Here is a 17,966-nt window from a genome sequence, read left to right on the forward strand (position 1 = left end):
GGCGCACGTAGAGTGCGGGGTCATGCGCATGAACGTCTCCGCGGAACCGGACGCGGCCGGTCTGCGACCGTTGTCCGCCCGGTCGGTCGTGCTGAGCCTGCTCCTCGGCGTCCACCCGCCGCAGCTTCCCGTGAAGGACCTGGTGCGGCTCGTGGAGCCGTTCGGGGTCGGCGGGTCGACGCTGCGGGCCGCGCTGAGCCGGATGGTGGCCGCCGGCGACCTCCGGCGCGCGGACGGCGTCTACCGGCTCAGCGACCGGCTGCTGGCCCGGCAGCGCCGCCAGGACGAGGCCGTGCGGCCCCGCACGCGCGCGTGGGACGGCGACTGGGAGATGGTGGTGATCACGGCGACCGGCCGCGGCCCCGCCGAACGCGCCGACCTGCGCACCCGGCTGACGGCCCTGCGGCTGGCCGAACTCCGCGAGGGCGTCTGGCTGCGCCCCGCCAATCTCGACCGCCCCCTGCCCGCCGGTCTGCACCGGGTGGCCCTGACGTGCACCGCACGCCCCGACGAGCCGCCGCGCGAGCTGGCCGCCCGGCTCTGGCCACTGGCCGACTGGGCGGCCACCGCACGCGCCCTGCTCGACCGGGCCACCCGGGCCGACCACCCGGCCGACCGGTTCACCGCCTACGCGGCAGCCGTCCGCCACCTGCTCACCGACCCCGTCCTGCCGTCGGCCCTGCTGCCCGCAGGCTGGCCGGGGGAGGGGCTGCGCACCGCGTACGCCGCCTATCGGCGGGAGCTGGGCGTGACGCTGGACGCGCGCGGGGGGCAGTGATCCGAACGCGGAACGCCCCCGCCGCCCCGCGGCGCTCGCCGCACGTCGGCCGGAATCGTCAACTCCCCATCCGGGCCGCTTCTTCGGGCGGCGCGGAACGTCTCAGCGAGCACCGTTATACCGTCGGGGGGCCGGAGAGCACCGCACCGAAGGAAGACCGTTGAGCCCCGAGTCCCCCGAGACAGACAACGCCCCGGGCACGGCGCACACCGCCGCGCCGCCCTCCGCCGCCGGCCGCTCCGCACCGGGGCGGCCCGGGGGGCCGGACCCGGCCGGAGAACCGGACCCGGCCGGAGAACCGGACCCGGCCGGAGAACCGGACCCGGCCGGAGAGCCAGCGCCGGCCGGAGAGCGAGAGCGGGTGCGGGCCGGGGAGTCCGAGCCGGCGCCCCCGCCCCGGCTGCTGCGGGACGCGTCCCTGTCCGCCGTGCTCGCGGGCCTCGTGGCCGTCGTCGTGTCCTACTCGGGAACGCTGGTCATCGTGCTCGCGGCGGCCTCGGCCGGACACCTGGACACCGCGCAGACCAGCTCCTGGGTGTGGGCCATCTCCATAGGCAGCGGCCTGACCTGCATAGGGCTCAGCCTGCGGACCCGGATGCCGGTCATCACCGCCTGGTCGACGCCGGGCGCGGCGCTGCTGGTCACCAGCCTGGGCGCGTACTCGTACGCCGAGGCCATCGGCGCGTTCCTCGTCACGGGTGCCGTCATCACGCTGATCGGGCTCACCGGGGTGTTCGGGTGGCTGATGCGCCAGGTGCCGGCGGCGGTGGTCTCGGCGATGCTGGCGGGCATCCTGTTCGGCTTCGGCACCCATGTGTTCACGTCGCTGAAGACGGCACCGCTGATCGCCGGATCCGTACTGGTGGCCTACCTGGTGGCCAAGCGGCTGCTGCCCCGGTACGCGGTGCTGATCGCGCTCGCCGCCGGTGTCGCCGGCAGCGCGGCCACCTCCCGGCTGCACGTGCACGTCGACAAGATCGAGCTGGCGCGGCCGGTGCTGACGGCGCCGGCGTTCTCCGTCGCCTCGCTCGTCGGCATCGCGGTGCCGCTGATCATGGCCACCCTGGCCTCGCAGAACGCTCCCGGCATGGCGGTGCTCGCCGCCTCCGGGTACCGGCCCGGGGACCGGCTGCTGATCGGCACCACCGGGCTGGCCTCCACCGCGCTCGCCCCCTTCGGGTCGCACGCGGTCAACCTGGCCGCGATCACCGCGGCCATCTGCACCGGTCCCGAGGCGCATCCCGACCCGCGACGGCGCTATGTGGCCGGTGTCTCGTGCGGCGCCTTCTACGTGCTGATCGGTGCCTTCGGCTCCACCCTGGTGGCCTTCTTCGCGGGGCTGCCGAAGGAACTGGTCGCCGCCGTCGCCGGCGTCGCCCTGTTCGGGGCGCTGGCCGGCGCCATCACCGGCGCCGTCCAGGAGGAGAAGGACCGCGAGGCCGCGCTGATCACCTTCCTGGCCACCGCCTCGGGCGTCACCCTGTTCGGCATCGGCTCCGCCTTCTGGGGCCTGGTGTTCGGCGTCGCCGCCCACCTCGTCCTGTCCGGGCGCCGGCGCCGGCGGACGGCCCGGGTGTGACCAGGGGCCGGGCCGCCGCCGCGGCCCGGCCGCCCGGCTCACTTGTAGGTGATGTCGGAGCCGGAGTACTTGCAGTAGGTGCCGTCCGCGTTCGAGCCGTTGGTGGTCGGCTCCTTGCCGGTGTTGTTGCCGATGTACTTCTGGCAGGGAATGATCTTCTTGCTGGTGTCCCCGACGATGGTGATGTTCCGCAGGGTCGCGCTGTCGCCGTAGTTGGTGTTGATGCCGACGAGCTTGCTGCCCTTGTAGGTCGCCTCGATGCCGCTGAGGTTGATCGTCCGCTTGTACTGCGTCTTGCAGTTGCCGCAGGAGCGGGCGAAGGTGCCGAAGTTCTTCACGGCGAAGCCGGAGACGTTCAGCGTGCCGGCGCCGTTGAACTGGAACACCTTGTCACTGGCCTCCTTCGCCCCGCCGCCGCTGACGGTGTAGACGTTGGACGACGAGGAGCCGAGGAAGGTGGCCGCGTCCTCGCCGACGTCCTCCCACCAGACGTTCTGCAGCGTGCAGCTGCCCAGGCAGTGGATGCCGTCGGCGGCGGGCGAGCCGATGATGACGTTCTTGAGGACCGTGCCGGGGGCGAGTTCCAGGATCGGGCCCTGGTCCTCGTCCTGGCTGCCGCTGCCGCTGCCGCTGCCGAGGTCGCCGGTGCCGTACAGCCGCTTCATGCCGTAGTCCTTGGTACCGGACACGGAGATGGTGGAGGAGACCGCCTGGCTGCCGTTGGCGGTCGGCCAGGTGGCCGCGTCCGCCGGCGAGGATGTCATGATCATGCCAAGCATGAGCCCGAGGGTGGCGAGGCCGCCCAGCAGACCGCGCGAGGTTGCCGATGAGGTCATGTCCCGAATGCCTTCTTCCAAGTGGGGCTCAGATCTTTCCGGCGCCGGCACCCGACGTCACCGAGGCGACGACCCCGGAGGCGGGTTCGGCCGTGTAGCCGTACGGCGGGGTGGTGAAGGTGCCGGCCTGCGAGACCTCTGTGGCGGCTCCGCCGAGGTCGTTGCCGCGCAGGACGGCGTATCCGTCGACGTCGCTGTCCCGGATGGTGGTGACGGCGACCTGGGTGTCGCGGAGGACGTTGTTCTCGACCAGCATCCGCGCGCCCATGCGGGAGTGCACGGCCGTCTCGGCGCCGACGACGTAGTTGTCGTAGAAGTGCCCGGTGCCGAAACGCAGGCTGGGGATGCGGGAGTTGACGTTGTCGAACCAGTTGTGGTGGTACGTCACCCGCAGGTGCCCGGTGTCCTCGGCCGCGTTCTTGTCGCTGTGGCCGACCAGTGAGCCCTTGTAGTGGTCCTTGAAGACGTTCCAGGACACCGTGACGTGATCGGAGGCGTGGCTGATGTCGACCAGGCCGTCGTAGTAGTCCTTGCCGTGATCGCGGTCGGAGGACAGGGAGTTGTGGTCGATCCACACCTGCGTGGCGGCCTGGACGGTGATGGCGTCCGTCTTGACGGCCTTGCTGATGGTGAGGTTGCGGATGACGACGTTGCCGACCTTCTTCAGGCGCAGTCCGCCGCCGGTGAAGCCGGAGGACGAACCGACGCCCAGGACGGTGGTGTTGGAGCCGATGTCGACCTGACCGCTCAGCTTGATCAGGCCGCTCACCTTCACCACCTTCGCCGAACTGCCGGTCACGGCCGTCTTGAAGGCGTCCAGGGTGGAGACGGTGACCGCCGGGGCGCTGCCGCCGCCGGTCGTCCCGGCGCCGAAGCCGACGGGGGCCGCGTCGGCCGCGTCGGCCGGCTGGGGCAGGGCGACCAGGGCCGCGGCCGACAGCGCGAGGGCGGTGGCGGCCGTGCCGGACATTCCTCTGAGCTGCATGCGGGTGCGTCCGTTCTGTGTGGGGTAGGTCATATACATGAATGACGTACTCAAACTGGAACGCGAATGGGGGGGATGGTGACCCACCAGGCCCGTTTCGGTGGCAGTGGGTCACGCTGATGAACGGACCGTAGAGTGCAAGCGCTTTCTAGTCAACCGGTCGCGCACGGCTGTTTCACACCGCGAGAAGTGCCGTGGGAGCGCTTCCATGGACCCGGGTGTCCATGCCACGATGCCGGATGGTTCCCCGCACGATGCGCACGTAGCACGCCCCCCGCACGAGCCGCGATCAGAAGGGACAGGTGACGTGCCCCCCACACCGCACCGCTCGCGAACCGCCCTCCGCAAGGCACTGGTAACCCTCCTGGGCGGACTGCTGCCGCTCCTCGCCGCCCTGGCGCTCGGCGCGCCCCCGGCCTCGGCCCGGGCGCAGGCCGTCCCCACGGCCACCCTCACCGAGGTCACCGGCTTCGGCGCCAACCCCAGCAACCTCCAGATGTACGTCTACGTCCCGGCCGGCGTCGGCGCGCACCCGGCGGTCGTCGTGGCCGTGCACTGGTGCGGCGGCTCCGCCTCCGCGATGTACTCCGGCACCGAGTGGTCCTCGCTCGCCGACCAGCACGGGTTCGTCGTCGTGTACCCGTCGGTGACCCGGGCCGGCAAGTGCTTCGACGTCTCCTCCCCGCAGGCACTCCGCCGCGGCGGCGGCAGCGACCCGGTCGGCATCCGGTCCATGGTCGACTGGGCCACCCGCACCTACGCCGCCGACACCGGACGGATCTTCGTCACCGGCATCTCCTCCGGCGCGATGATGACCAACGTCCTGCTCGGCGACTACCCCGACGTGTTCGCCGCGGGCGCCGCCTTCTCCGGTGTCCCCTTCGGCTGCTTCGCCACCACCGACGGCTCCGAGTGGAACAGCGCCTGCTCCGGCGGCACCGTCATCCGCACCCCGCAGCAGTGGGGCGACCTGGTGCGCGCCGCCTACCCCGGCTACACCGGCCCGCGCCCGCGGATGCAGCTGTGGCACGGCACCGAGGACGACACCCTGCGCTACCCGAACCTCGGGGAGGAGATCAAGCAGTGGACCGATGTGCACGGCGTCGGCCAGACCCCCGCCGCGACGGACACGCCCGTCTCCGGCTGGACCCGCACGCGCTACGGCGCCACCGGTGACCGCGCCCCCGTCGAGGCGATCAGCCTCCAGGGCGTCGGCCACAACCTCTACAGCTGGGGCATGGCCTCCCGCGCACTGACCTTCTTCGGCCTCGACGGCGGCGGCACCCCACCGCAACCGCCCGCCGCCTGCAAGGTGACGGCCGCGGTCAGCACCTGGAGCACCGGTCTGACCGCCTCCGTGACCGTCACCAACACCGGTACGACCCCGGTGAACGGCTGGAAACTCGGCTTCACCCTGCCGGCCGGGCAGACCCTCACCAACGGCTGGAACGCCGGCTACAGCGGCAGCACCGGCGCGGTGACCGCGACCAACGCCGCGTACAACGCCACCATCGCACCCGGCGCGAGCGTCACCATCGGCTACCAGGCCACGCACACCGGAAACAGCGCGGCACCGGCCGCGTTCAGCCTCAACGGCAGCGCCTGCACGGCCGGTTGACGACCCCGGGTGCGCGCCGGACCGCCCCGGCCGGTCCGGCGCGCACCCCGCCGGGCGGACTCCCGGGCTCGCCGGCCCGCGCCCGGCTGCCGCGTGCCCCGCACCGACACCCCGCACCCCGGAAAGGCCTCCGTGAAGCCGTCCAGCAGAACGCCGTTCGCCACCCTGCTCAGCACCTGCGTCCTCGTCCTCGCCCTGGCCGTGACCGCCTCCGCCCTCACGGCCCTGGTCACCAGGACGGCACCGGCCACCGCCGCGGCCGGCCCCGGCCGGCACTGGGTGAACACCTGGACGGGCATGCCCCAGCTGACCGAACCCGCCAACCTGCCGCCCGCGCCGTACACCGGTGAGAAGTCGGTGCTCGTGGACACCACCCTGCGGCAGACCGTACGCGTCACCGCCGGCGGGCCCCGCATCCGGCTGCGCTTCTCCAACGCCTACGGCGACACCCCGCTGCCGCTCACCGCCGTCACCGTGGCCCTGCCCCGCGACGGCAGGGCCGGCGCCGGCGCGGTCGAGCCGGGGAGCCTGCGCCCGGTCACCTTCGCGGGCCGGGACGCGGTGACCGTCCCGGTCGGCGCGCAGATGGTCTCCGACCCGCTGGACTTCGCGCTGCGCGCCGGATCCGAGCTGACCGTGACGGCGTACACCGCGCGCGGCCAGAACTCGCTCGCGCTCACCTCCCACCCCGGCTCGCGCACCACGTCGTACCTCGCCCACGGCGACCACACGCGCGACGCGGACCTCCCCGGCGCGACCGCCGTCGACCACTGGTACCTGCTGAGCGACGTCGAGGTGCTGGCGCCCGCCCGCAGCCACGCGGTCGCGATCGTCGGAGACTCGCTCACCGACGGACGCGGCTCCACCACCAACGGCAACGACCGCTGGCCCGACCGGTTCTACGACCGCCTGCGCAGCCGCCCGGCCACCTCCGGCATCGCCGTCCTCAACCAGGCGGCCGGCGGCAACCGCGTCCTGAACGACGGACTCGGCCCCAATGTGCTCGCCCGCCTCGACCGGGACGTCCTGTCCCGCAGCGCAGTGGCCTGGCTGATCGTCTTCGAGGGCGTCAACGACATCGGCACCGCCGGGGCCACCCCCGAAGAGCAGCGCGCGGTCACCGACGACCTGATCGCCGGGTACCGGCAGATCATCGTCCGCGCCCACGCCCAGGGCATCCGGGTCTACGGCGCGACCCTCACCCCGTTCGGCGGCAGCACCCTGTACGACGACCCGGCCAAGGAACGGGAGGCCGGCCGGCAACGCGTCAACGCCTGGATCCGCACCCCCGGCCACTTCGACGCGGTGATCGACTTCGACCGGGCGGTACGGGACCCCGCGGACCCCGGCCGGCTGCTGCCCGCGCTGCACGCCGGGGACTGGCTGCACCTGAATCCCGAGGGGTACCGCGTGCTCGCCGACGCCGTGCCCGAGGGGCTGTTCCGGCCCGCCTCCTGAAGCCGCGCCTCCGGCGAAGTCGCGTACGGGGCGGGGTAGCGCCGGCGCGATCCGTGGCGTTCCCTGGAAGAGGTGGTGTCCTCCGGGAAAAGAGGGGATGACCAGCACGCTCACGGGCACTCGGCGGGCACGCACGACCATCTCACCCGAGGAGAGTCATGGCTGAGCAGAAGTCTTCGGCCCTCACGGCGCCCCTGCGCGGCGCTGCCTCGGTACTGCGCAGGGTGCCCGGCGCCGGAACGGTGACCAGGGCCGCGGAGGAAACACTGGACAAGGTCGGCGCGGTCTCGCCCCGGGGCCGGCGCATGGCGGTGTACGCGGGGGCGGGGCTGCTCGGCGCCGCGGGTGTGGTCGAGTGGCCCGTCGCGCTCACCGGCGCGGCGGTGGCCTGGCTCACCCAGCCCCGGCCGGCTCAGGCCGGGGACGCGGGTGCGCGACAGCCCGAACCCGCCCACGACCTCGGCACCGCCGCCCTCAGGTCCGGCGGCGGGGGCCACGCGCCCGGCGGGGCGACCGCCGGGACCACGACGTCCCCGGGCGGCCACGTCCCGGGCACGCCCGCATCCGGCGGCCACGCCCCGGGCCGTACCGGGCACGCCGGGACAGCCGGTCCGCCGGACGCGGCCCAAGGCGGCCAGGCGTCGGCGGCCAAGACGTCCCACGGGCCCCTCGGGCCGACCGCGCGGCCCGACCGCACCACGCTCTGAACACCCTGAGGAGGTCACGTTGCCCGGTCTGCTCACGGTGCCCCCGGCCGCCGCCCGCCTGCTTCCCGCCGCACCACGCCTGCTCGCGCGGGCGGCGGCACCGGCGGTCGGACTGGCCGCCGGTGCCGCCGCCGGAACCGCGCGCGCCGGCGTGCGCGGCGCGGACACCATCGCGCGGGTGGCGCGGGTGGCTCGCAACGCGCTGCCCGGCGCCGGCGGCCACTGGCGGTCCGGCGCCCGTGCCCACCTGGCGGTGCGGCCCCTGGACCCTGACCACGCGCGGCACGCCGGCGGCACGGCGCACCTGGCGCACCGGCTGGCCAAGGCGCTGGCGGAACACCCCGAGGTGCTCGTCGCCTACTGGGACCAGGGACTCGGCCGCCTGGTGGTGACCGCGACCAGTGAGGAGGCCGCCGACCGGGTCGTGGAGCACGCCGTCGGCCTCGCCGAGCGGCACGGACTGGTCCTGGCGGCCCCCGACGTGGAGGAGACCACGCATCCGGCCGACCCCGCCGGCGTGCGCGCGTCGGCGGCCACGCTCGCCGCCGACGGCCTCGGCATCGCCGTCGGCCTCACCGCGTACTCGCTGCGGCTGCCGCCCTCGCCCCGCCTGCTGACCGCGGTCGTGACCCTGCTGCGGGAGAACCCGCGCTTCCGCGCCCGGCTGCGCTCCCGGGTCGGTGACACCCGCATGGACCTCATACTGGCCTGCGCGAACGCCGCCGTGCACGGGGCCGGCCAGACCCCCACCTCCCTGGTGCTCGACGGTGTGCTGCGCGCCTGCCAGCTGGCCGATACCGTGGCCCGCTCGGCCGCCTTCGAGACGGTCCACGACCGGCTGTGCACCCCCGGCCGGGTCAGCCTCGGTGCCGGCCCCGACGACCCGCCACGCCCGCCGCTGCGCGTCTCCCCGGCCCAGGAGTACGCGGCCCACGCCTCCGCCGGCAGCCTCCTGGGCGCGGCGGCCACCCTGCTGGTCAAACACAACGCCGGCGAGGCCGCGGAGGCGGTGCTGGCCGGCTCCCCGAAGGCCGCCCGCTACGGTCCCGCCGCCTACCACGCCGTGCTCAGCGCCGCCCTGGCCCGCACCGGCGTCCTGGTCCGCGACCCGGAGCGGCTGCGCGAGCTGGAGATGGCGAGCACGCTCGTCCTGCACCCGAGCGCGCTGCGCGCCGAGGGCGGCGAGGCCGACGCCTGGGCCGAACCGGTGCTGGACGCGGCCCGCCGGGCCGGGCTCCGGGTCGTGCTCGTGGACGATCCGGTGCTGGAGGACTTCACCGGTCTCGCCGACCAGGTCGTCGACGCCCGCCGGCCGCTGGACGACGTGGTGTACGAGGCGCGCGGCGACAAGGGCGCCGTACTGGTGGCCGCCCGGGTGCGCGGGGCCGGCGAGCACGACGTACGGGCCGCCCTGCGGGCCGCCGATGTCGCGGTCGCGCTGACCGACCGGGACGGCGCGGTGGTGTGGAGCGCCGACATCCTCGCCCTCCAGGGCCTGCCCGACCTGTGGCGGGTGCTCACCGCGATCCCGGCCGCCCGCCGGGTCGGCCGCCGGGCGCAGACCCTGGCACGGTCCGGCGCCGCGCTGTCCGGGCTGCTCGTCGCCATCGGCGAGTCCGGCGGCGGACGCGGTCGCCTCGCCGTCCTGCCGGGGTTCCGGCACGCCCCCGTCGACATCGGCGCCGCGACGGCGCTGCTGTCCGGGGCCGGGGCCGCGCTCGGCGTGGCGACGGCCCGCGCCCCGCACCCCCGCCCCCGCGTGCACTGGCACGAACTGGACCCGGACCAGGCCCGGGACCGGCTGGCGCACGAACCCGCCCCCGACACCGGCAACGCGCTGACCACCCGGCTGCGCACGGCGGCCCGGATCGTCACCCGGCACCCGGCCGCCGCGCCCGCCCGCTGGTCCTACCGGCTCGGCCGCGCCGTCCGCGGGGAGCTCCAGGACCCGCTGACCCCGGTCCTGGCGGTGGGCTCGGCGGCGTCGGCGATCCTCGGCTCCGTCGTGGACGCGCTGCTCGTCGTCGGCGCCCTGGACCTCAACGCCCTGGTCGGGGGTGTCCAGCGGCTGCGGGCCGAGCGCGCGCTGTCCGGACTGGTCGCCGAACAGCAACAGAAGGCGCGCGTCGTGCCGCCGGAGGCCGAGGCCCCGGCCGGCGGCACCCGCACCGTGGAGGCGGGCAAGCTCCGGCCGGGCGACGTCATCCAGCTCAAGACGGACGACGTGGTGCCCGCCGACGCCCGGCTGCTGTGGCAGGAGGGCCTGGAGGTGGACGAGTCCGCCCTGACCGGCGAATCGCTGCCGGTGGAGAAGCAGACGGACCCCACCCCGCACGCCGCGGTCGCCGACCGCAGCTGCATGCTCTTCGAGGGCACGACCGTGGTGGCGGGTGAGGCCCGGGCCATCGTGGTCGACACCGGCGACCGCACCGAGGCCGCCCGTGCCGTGCACCTCGCCGCGCGCACGCCCCCGGCCGGCGGCGTCCAGGCCCGGCTCCAGGAACTCACCCGCAAGGCGCTGCCGCTGACGCTGGCGGGCGGCGCCGCGGTGACCGGTCTGGCGCTGCTGCGCGGCACCCCGATCCGGGATGCGGTCAGCGGCGGGGTGGCGGTGGCCGTGGCGGCCGTCCCGGAGGGGCTGCCGCTGGTGGCGACGGTGGCGCAGCTGGCGGCCGCCCGCCGGCTGAGCCGGGGCGGCGTCCTGGTGCGCACCCCGCGCACGCTGGAGGCGCTGGGCCGCATGGACACCATCTGCTTCGACAAGACCGGCACGCTCACCGAGAACCGGCTGCGGCTGGTGCGCACCTCCGACGCCGAGGGCACGGTCCGCCCGGTGTCCGACACCGGCTCCGAGGACACCGTCCGGGCCGCCGCACGGGCCTGCCCGCGGCTGAACGGCGACTCCGACCGGCCGGTGCACGCCACCGACGAGGCCGTACTGGCCGCGGCACCGCCCGACCCGGACTGGACCCAGTTCGCCGACCTGCCGTTCGAGGCCGCGCGCGGGTACGCCGCCGCCGTCGGCCGCAGCGGCGACGGGCCGCCCGTGCTGGTGGTCAAGGGCGCCCCGGAAACCGTGCTGCCCGCCTGCGCCGGGCTGCCCGCGGGCGCCGCGGAATCCGCGCACGCGCTGGCCGGGGACGGCCTGCGGGTGCTGGCGGTGGCCGAACGCCGGCTCAGCGCGGACGAGCAGGAGACGGACGCCCTCGAACGGCCGCTGGCCGGCCTGGGCTTCACCGGGCTGCTGGCGCTGTCCGACGTGGCGCGCGAGACCTCGACGGCACTGGTGAACGGGCTGAACGGTGCGGGTGTACGACCGGTCATGCTCACCGGCGACCACCCGCAGACCGCGCGGTCGATCGCCGCCGACCTGGGCTGGCCCGAGGACACCGTGGTGGTCACCGGCGACGAGCTGGCCGCGGCCGACCGCGCGACCCGGGCCCGGATGCTGCGTGACGCGGGCGTGGTGGCCCGGGTGGCGCCCGAGCAGAAGCTCCAGGTCGTGGAGGCGCTGCGGGACGCGGGCCGGGTGGTCGGCATGGTCGGCGACGGCGCCAACGACGCCGCGGCCATCCGCGCCGCCGACATCGGCGTCGGCATCAACGCGCGGGGCTCGGCCGCCGCGCGCAACGCCGCCGACATCGTGCTGACCGACGACGACCTGACGGTGCTGATCGACGCGATCGGCGAGGGCCGAGCGCTGTGGCACAGCGTGGCCGACGCGATCGCGATCCTGATCGGCGGCAACGCGGGCGAGGTCGGCTTCGGCATCCTCGGCACCCTGCTGTCCGGGCGGTCGCCGCTGTCCACCCGGCAGATGCTCATGGTGAACCTCTTCACCGACCTGTTCCCGTCGATGGCGGTGGCCGTGACGGAGAAGGAGGGCGAGGCGGACCTGGGGCACGTGGAGGAGGCGGCCGGGGTGCTGGGCGACCCGCTGCTGCGGCAGATCCGGCACCGGGCCCTGACCACCTGCCTGGGCGCGGTCACGGCCTGGCTGATCGGCCGCTTCACACCGGGCACCGCCCGCCGCTCCAGCACCATGGCGCTGTGCGGGGTGGTCGGCACCCAGCTCGTGCAGACCTTGCTGGACCGGCGCGACAGCCGGCTGGTCCAGGTCACCTCGCTGGGCTCCGCGCTGGCCCTCGTCGCCATGGTCCAGACCCCGGGCCTGAGCCGGGTGTTCGGCTGCACCCCGCTCGGTCCGGTCGCCTGGGCCGGTGTCGTGGCCGCGATCGCGCTCGCCCTGGCGGGCCAGCGCGCCCTGCCCCGCCTGGAACGAACCGTCGCCCGCCTCCTGCCCGCCTGACCGGCGCCGCGCCCGTCGGCGCCGGTCTCAGACCGAGCGGTGGTACTGGTCCGGCACCCGGACCTTTGCCCCCAGTTCGCGGGCGGCGTGCCGGGCCCAGGACGGGTTGCGCAGCAGCTCCCGGCCGAGGAGGACCGCGTCGGCCTCGCCGTTCGCCAGGATCTTCTCGGCCTGCCCGGTCTCGGTGATCAGGCCCACGGCCGCCACGGGCAGCGGGCTCTCGCTCCGCACCCGGGCGGCGAACGGCACCTGGTAGCCGGGCCCGGCCGGAATGGTGACGCCGGGGGCGTTGCCGCCGGTGGAGACGTCGAGCAGGTCGACGCCGTGGGCGTGCAGGTCGTGGGCGAGGCGGACGGTGTCCTCCGGGGTCCAGCCGCCGGCCTGGAGCCAGTCGGTGGCCGAGACGCGGAAGAACACCGGCTTGTCCGCCGGCCACACCGCCCGTACGGCGTCCACGACCCGGAGGGCGAACCGGGCGCGGTTCTCGTACGTGCCGCCGTAGGCGTCGGTCCGGTGGTTGGAGTGCGGGGAGAGGAACTCGTGGATCAGATAACCGTGGGCGCCGTGGATCTCGACGATCTCGAAGCCCGCGGCCCGCGCCCGGCGCGCGGCGGCGGCGAACTGGCCGACGATCTCGTCGATCTGCTCGACGGTCAGCTCGGCGGGCACCGGGTGGCGCTCGTCGAACGGCAGGGCGCTCGGGCCGGACGGCTGCCAGCCGTGCGCCTCCGGCCCGACGGGCGCGCCGCCCTTCCACGGCTGGTCGGTGGAAGCCTTGCGGCCGGCGTGCGCGAGCTGGACGGCCGGCACGGTGCCCTGGGCGGTGAGGAAGCGGGTGATCCGGCGGAAGGCCTCCACCTGGGTGTCGTTCCACAGCCCGAGGTCGTACGGGGAGATCCGGCCCTCGGGCGAGACCGCGGTGGCCTCCACCACGATCAGCCCGGTGCCGCCGGTGGCGCGCGCCGCGTAGTGCGCGAAGTGCCAGTCGTGCGGGGCGCCGGCGAGCGGGCCCTCCGGTTCGGCCGAGTACTGGCACATCGGAGGCATCCACACCCGGTTCGGGATGGTCACTTCGCGCAGGGTGATGGGCTCGAAGAGCGCGCTCACGTCGGACTCCGTTCGTCACGGACGGCTGGTGTCCTCGTACGGTACTCCTCGTACTACGAGGGATGTCAAACTACGACGGATGTCAAACTACGAGGACTGTCGAGCTACGACGGTTCTCGTACCATTGCGGGGAGACGAGCATTCCGTGACGAGGGGCAGCCGCCGTGACCGACACCGCCACCACCGGCCGCGCGCTGCCGCACCCGGACCGGGAGCAGATCCGCCTGGAGTCCGTGCTGCACGCGCTCTCCGACCCGATGCGCCTCCAGATCGTGCGCGAACTCGCTGTGGTGGGAGCCGAGTTGACCTGCTCGCACTTCGACCTGCCGGTGACCAAGTCCACCACCACGCACCACTTCCGGGTGCTGCGGGAGAGCGGGGTCATCCGGCAGGTCTACCGGGGCACGGCCAAGATGAACGTACTGCGCCGGGACGATCTCGACGGCCTCTTCCCGGGCCTGCTCGACAGCCTGCTCGCCGCCGCGGACCGGCAGGCCGGCCGCATCGGCGCCGCCGGCTGAGCCGGCCGCGCCAGCGCTCCGCGTGACTACCGGACGCGCCCGCCCGGCCGCCGGGACGCCCCGCGCGCTACGGCACCCGCGCCGCGCCGAGCAGGGTGTCCCAGTCGGCCAGTTTGACCACGCTCCGCCCCAGCCGCGCACCCAGTTCGGCCTCGGCGCGCTCGATCGCCAGCCAGCCGTCCCAGGGCACGGGGGTGACGCCGGCCGCCCGCAGGGCCGCGACCGGATCCTCCGGCACGTCCGCGCGGCCGAGCGCGGGAGCGTCCGCGAGCAGCGTGGTCGCCGTCTCCTTGGCGCACGGCCGGTTGGTGCCGATGACCCCCGTCGGGCCGCGCTTGATCCACCCGGCGACGTACTCGCCGGGCGAGGGCACGCCGTCGCGCAGCACGCGGCCCTCCCGGTGCGGGATCGTGCCGCTCGCCGGGTCGAACGGCAGCCCCTCCAGCGGCACTCCGCGATAGCCCACCGAGCGCAGTACGAGTTGCGCGGGCACGTCCTCGTACCGGCCCGTGCCGGTCACGGCGCCGGAGGCGTCCGGTGCCGTCCGTTCGAAGCGGACGGCGCCCACCCTGCCGTCCTCCTCCAGCAGCTCCACCGGGCGCAGGAAGAACCGCAGCCGGATCCGCCGGGCGGCGGTCGGGGCCGGCCGTGCCGCCCAGGCGCGCAGCACCTCCACATTGCGGCGCGGCCCGGCCGGCAGGGCGCCGGGATCGGCCGTGTCGAGCGCCAGCTCGCCCTGGTCGACGAGCACGTCGGTGCCGGGCAGCGAGCCCAGCTCGCGCAGCTCCTTGGTGGTGAAGCGGGCCTGGGCCGGGCCGCGCCGGCCCACCATGTGCACCTCGCTGAGCCCGCTCGCCGCCAGCGCGTCCAGCGCGGCCTGCGGGATGTCCGTGGGACGCAGCTCCGCCGCGCCCCGGACCAGCATCCGGGCGACGTCCACCGCGACGTTGCCGACCCCGATGACCACCGCCGAGCGCACCCCGCGCAGGAAGCCCGCGTCGGCCGCGTCCGGATGGGCGCTGTACCAGGACACGAACTCGGTCGCGGACCAGCTGCCCGGCAGCTCCTCGCCGGGGATCCCGAGCCGCCGGTCGGTGGCGGCGCCCACGCAGTAGACCACCGCGTGGTAGAGCCCGCGCAGCTGCCGCACGGGCAGGCCGCCGGGGCCGCCCACCCGGACCCCGCCGAGGAACCGCACCCGCTCGTGCTCCAGCACCGTGCGCAGGCTGCCCTGGAGGGACTTGATCTTCTCGTGGTCGGGGGCGACGCCGTAACGGACCAGGCCATAGGGGCACGGCAGCCGGTCCAGGACGTCCACGCGGACCTCGGGATCGAGCTGGACCAGGCTCTGGGCGGTGTAACACCCACTCGGCCCGGAACCGACGACGGCGACACGCAGCACAGCGGTACTCCTCGCCCGAAGGAGAGTGTGCGGACGGTTCCAGCATGGCACCGCCGGACGCCCGGCGGCAGGGGCCGGTGGGGTGACCCGGAGGCGGGTCCGTGCGTCTGAGTGTGATCACCCTTCGCGCGGTACGCGCGTACGAGCGGACGGCAGAACAGGCGCGGAGGACAGCGCAGGCACGGAAGGCACGGAAGGGGTGCAAGGCACGGGAGGGGCGGAAGGGGCGGAACGTGTGGGAGCGCGGCGGCGGGGCGTCCGAGCGGGGCGAACCCCTCAGGAGCCGCTCGGCGTCAGGAGCCGCTCGGCCGTTCCTCCGTGGCGAAGAACCGGGACAGGTCCCCGCCCCCCGCCGCCGGGTCCGGCTCGCTCTCCGGGGGCACCCCCATCTCCCGGTCGAGCCCGTACCGCTGGAACAGTTCGTCCCGCAGCGCCGGGACGGGCATCGGCACTCCCGGCACCAGCGCCGCGTACACCGCGCCCATCAACAGGGCCCGCAGCATCGGGTAGTCGGCCGAGACGTTCTGCGCGCCGTACCGGGCCACCGTGTCGCTCAGCAGCTCCGCGAGCCGGCGCTGCTCCGGGCACTGCACGAAGCCCTCGGCCTGGAGCAGGCCCGCCATGTGCTGGCGCATCAGCACCGGCCGGTCCCGGGCCAGGCCCAGGATCGCGTCGATGGCCCGGGCCAGCCGCTCCCGGCCGTCCTCGGTGTGCGGCTCCCGCTCCAGCGCCTCCTCCAGCGTGCGGTGCATCAGCCGGTGCACGGCGGACTGCACCAACTGGCGCTTGCCGGGGAAGTAGTACGACACCAGTCCGCGCGCCGAACCGGCCCGGTCGGCGATGTCGCCCAGCGTCGTGGCCTCGAACCCGCGCTCACCGACGAGTTCGACGGCGGCCTGCAGCAGCCGTTCCCGGGAACGCCGCCGCATTTCTTCATTGACCGAGGCGCTTCGCGGGGACATCCTGTAACTCCTGCGTTGACTGGCTGCCAGCCAACTATACTCAACGCAGTGGGGCACCCCTGTGCCTTGGGGTCCGCCCGGAACGGCCGTTCGTCTGGGGCGACGCGGGGGAGTGCCCTGGACGAACGGCGCCGGCCGCCCCCTTCCCCGTCCGGGCCGCCGCTCAGCTCACCAGGTCCAGCACCGGCAGCAGCGCGTCGGGACGCCGGTCCACCGGCAGGTGGTCCACGAAATGCACCCGGCAGCCGAGCGCGGCGGCGCCGCCGTCCGCCGTCCGGTTGTCGCCGACCATCACCACCCGCCGCGGATCCGCGCCGAGCGCCGCGCAGGCCGCCGAGAACAGCCGCGGATCGGGCTTCTGCACCCCGTGTTCGTACGACAGCACGTACGCGTCCACATAGGCGTCGAGGCCGTGCGCGCGGAAGACCGGGCGCAGGTCCCAGCCGATGTTGCTGACCACGCCGACCCCGACGCCGCGCTCGCGCAGGGTGCGCAGCACCTTCTCCGCGTCCGGGTACGGCGACCAGGCCGCGGGCGCCATGTGCCGGTCGTACAGGGCGTCGTACAGCCCGGGGTCGGGCAGCGGCACCCGGCGGGACAGGCCGGTGTAGGCGGCCCGGTGCAGCTCCGCGCTCTCGTCCCGCACCGCCCACAGCCCGGCGAGGTCCGCCGGCAGGTCCACCGGCTCCGGGCCGCCCGGCAACCCGCCGGCCGCCTCCAAGGCCCGGGCGGCCCGGGTCAGTTCGAGGTCCGGCAGGGTGTGACCCCGCTCGGCCAGCACAGCGCGCAGCCAGGACTCGGCACTCTCGATGCGGAACAGGGTCCCGGAGAAGTCGAACAACACGGCAGCCATGCACGGGACTCTACCGGCGCGGGCGTGCCGGGAGCCGGATCCGCGCACTCCGCGGCCACTCGTACACCAGCACCGCCACGGCCACCAGCAGGGCCCCGCCCAGCCAGCCGCCCAGCACGTCCGACGACCAGTGGACGCCCAGCCACACCCGGGTCACGCCCACACCCGCGACCGACACCAGCGCCGCCGCCACCGCCGTACGCCACAGGGCACGGCCCGCGCCGCGGCGGTGCAGCAGCCACAGCAGCAGGCCGCACACCACGGTGGCGGTCATCGCGTGGCCGGACGGGAAGGCCGCGTAGTGGGCGGAGTCGACGGGGTCCGGCCAGACCGGGCGGGGGCGGCCGACGGCGGCCTTCACCGACTGCTGCACGAGCGCGGCCACCGCGCAGGTGACCGCCAGCCACAGCGCCGTCCACCACGCCGCGCGCCGCCAGACCAGCCACACCACCGCCGCGCCGGCCAGCAGACGCATGGTGAGGGGGTCCCACACCCAGTCCGTCAGCACGCGGAAGACATGGGTCAGCTCGTGGTCGCGCACCGCCCAGCGGTGGGTGGCACGGGAGATGCGGCTGTCCACGGTGAGCAGGGGATGCCAGCGCAGGGCGACGAGGACCAGCAGCGCCACGAAGCAGGCGGCGAGGGCCGCGGCCACGCGGGCGGCCGAGCGGGGTGCCGCCGACGGCCCAGGGGAGGGGGGCGACGGGGGAGCAGGGGGAGGCTGGTGCATGCAGCGATCTTTGTGGACGGTGCGGCCCGAAGCCAAGCGCCCGTACCCGGGCCCGGCGCCCGCGGCCCGGGTACGGGCGTCACCTGTGCCGGGGTGGCGGGGGCCGTCGTGGTGGGCGGGG

General features: G+C 74.9%; 14 protein-coding genes. 7 read left to right on the forward strand and 7 right to left on the reverse strand.

Features of this window, described 5'->3' with window-relative positions:
• The first annotated feature begins 22 nt into the window (after positions 1-22).
• Positions 23-778, forward strand: a complete 756-nt coding sequence (locus IG05_RS0107185; RefSeq protein ID WP_030340199.1) for a PaaX family transcriptional regulator C-terminal domain-containing protein — start codon at positions 23-25, stop codon at positions 776-778.
• 361 nt (positions 779-1,139) lie between these two features.
• Complete coding sequence (locus IG05_RS0107190; protein WP_037813264.1) at positions 1,140-2,357, forward strand: benzoate/H(+) symporter BenE family transporter; 1,218 nt, start codon at positions 1,140-1,142, stop codon at positions 2,355-2,357.
• 38 nt (positions 2,358-2,395) lie between these two features.
• On the opposite strand, the gene IG05_RS0107195 is transcribed toward IG05_RS0107190, so the two are convergent.
• Both IG05_RS0107195 and IG05_RS0107200 read right to left on the reverse strand, forming a co-directional pair.
• Entirely contained in the window at positions 2,396-3,193 is a 798-nt protein-coding gene (locus IG05_RS0107195; protein WP_030340203.1) for a pectate lyase, read from the reverse strand.
• Positions 3,194-3,221: 28 nt separating this feature from the next.
• On the reverse strand, positions 3,222-4,178 hold the full coding sequence (locus tag IG05_RS0107200; RefSeq protein ID WP_030340205.1) for a pectate lyase family protein: 957 nt from the start codon (positions 4,176-4,178) through the stop codon (positions 3,222-3,224).
• 307 nt (positions 4,179-4,485) lie between these two features.
• On the opposite strand from IG05_RS0107200, the gene IG05_RS0107205 reads away from it, so the two are divergent.
• The 4 genes from IG05_RS0107205 to IG05_RS0107220 all read left to right on the forward strand — a co-directional run bounded on the left by IG05_RS0107205 (position 4,486) and on the right by IG05_RS0107220 (position 12,270).
• Positions 4,486-5,796, forward strand: coding sequence for a PHB depolymerase family esterase (locus IG05_RS0107205; protein ID WP_030340207.1), 1,311 nt, complete (start codon positions 4,486-4,488; stop codon positions 5,794-5,796).
• 132 nt (positions 5,797-5,928) lie between these two features.
• Positions 5,929-7,254, forward strand: coding sequence for an SGNH/GDSL hydrolase family protein (locus tag IG05_RS0107210; RefSeq protein WP_037813267.1), 1,326 nt, complete (start codon positions 5,929-5,931; stop codon positions 7,252-7,254).
• A 158-nt stretch (positions 7,255-7,412) separates the two neighbouring features.
• Positions 7,413-7,961: a hypothetical protein gene (locus IG05_RS0107215; protein WP_030340210.1), complete on the forward strand. Its 549-nt coding sequence runs from the start codon at positions 7,413-7,415 to the stop codon at positions 7,959-7,961.
• 19 nt (positions 7,962-7,980) lie between these two features.
• Positions 7,981-12,270: a cation-translocating P-type ATPase gene (locus tag IG05_RS0107220; RefSeq protein WP_030340212.1), complete on the forward strand. Its 4,290-nt coding sequence runs from the start codon at positions 7,981-7,983 to the stop codon at positions 12,268-12,270.
• Between the two features lie 27 nt (positions 12,271-12,297).
• On the opposite strand, the gene IG05_RS0107225 is transcribed toward IG05_RS0107220, so the two are convergent.
• Positions 12,298-13,377, reverse strand: coding sequence for an NADH:flavin oxidoreductase/NADH oxidase (locus tag IG05_RS0107225; protein ID WP_030340214.1), 1,080 nt, complete (start codon positions 13,375-13,377; stop codon positions 12,298-12,300).
• Between the two features lie 164 nt (positions 13,378-13,541).
• Here IG05_RS0107225 and IG05_RS0107230 point away from each other — a divergent pair, with 164 nt between their 5' ends.
• Positions 13,542-13,898 carry an ArsR/SmtB family transcription factor gene (locus IG05_RS0107230; protein WP_030340215.1) on the forward strand — a complete coding sequence of 119 codons (357 nt, stop codon included), beginning with the start codon at positions 13,542-13,544 and terminating at the stop codon, positions 13,896-13,898.
• A 67-nt stretch (positions 13,899-13,965) separates the two neighbouring features.
• On the opposite strand, the gene IG05_RS0107235 is transcribed toward IG05_RS0107230, so the two are convergent.
• From IG05_RS0107235 to IG05_RS0107250, 4 genes are all read right to left on the reverse strand, one after another.
• The gene (locus IG05_RS0107235) at positions 13,966-15,300 is read right to left on the reverse strand and encodes an FAD-dependent oxidoreductase (protein ID WP_030340217.1); all 1,335 of its coding nucleotides are present in this window, start codon (positions 15,298-15,300) and stop codon (positions 13,966-13,968) included.
• 293 nt (positions 15,301-15,593) lie between these two features.
• Positions 15,594-16,262: a TetR/AcrR family transcriptional regulator gene (locus tag IG05_RS0107240; RefSeq protein WP_030340219.1), complete on the reverse strand. Its 669-nt coding sequence runs from the start codon at positions 16,260-16,262 to the stop codon at positions 15,594-15,596.
• A 163-nt stretch (positions 16,263-16,425) separates the two neighbouring features.
• Positions 16,426-17,115 carry an HAD family hydrolase gene (locus tag IG05_RS0107245; RefSeq protein WP_030340221.1) on the reverse strand — a complete coding sequence of 230 codons (690 nt, stop codon included), beginning with the start codon at positions 17,113-17,115 and terminating at the stop codon, positions 16,426-16,428.
• A gap of 10 nt (positions 17,116-17,125) precedes the next feature.
• A complete protein-coding gene (locus tag IG05_RS0107250) occupies positions 17,126-17,845 on the reverse strand; it encodes a phosphatase PAP2 family protein (protein ID WP_199808260.1) in 720 nt (239 codons plus the stop codon).
• Positions 17,846-17,966 lie beyond the last annotated feature (121 nt).

The sequence above is a fragment of the Streptomyces sp. NRRL S-1022 genome (genome assembly GCF_000720135.1).
GTDB lineage: Bacteria > Actinomycetota > Actinomycetes > Streptomycetales > Streptomycetaceae > Streptomyces.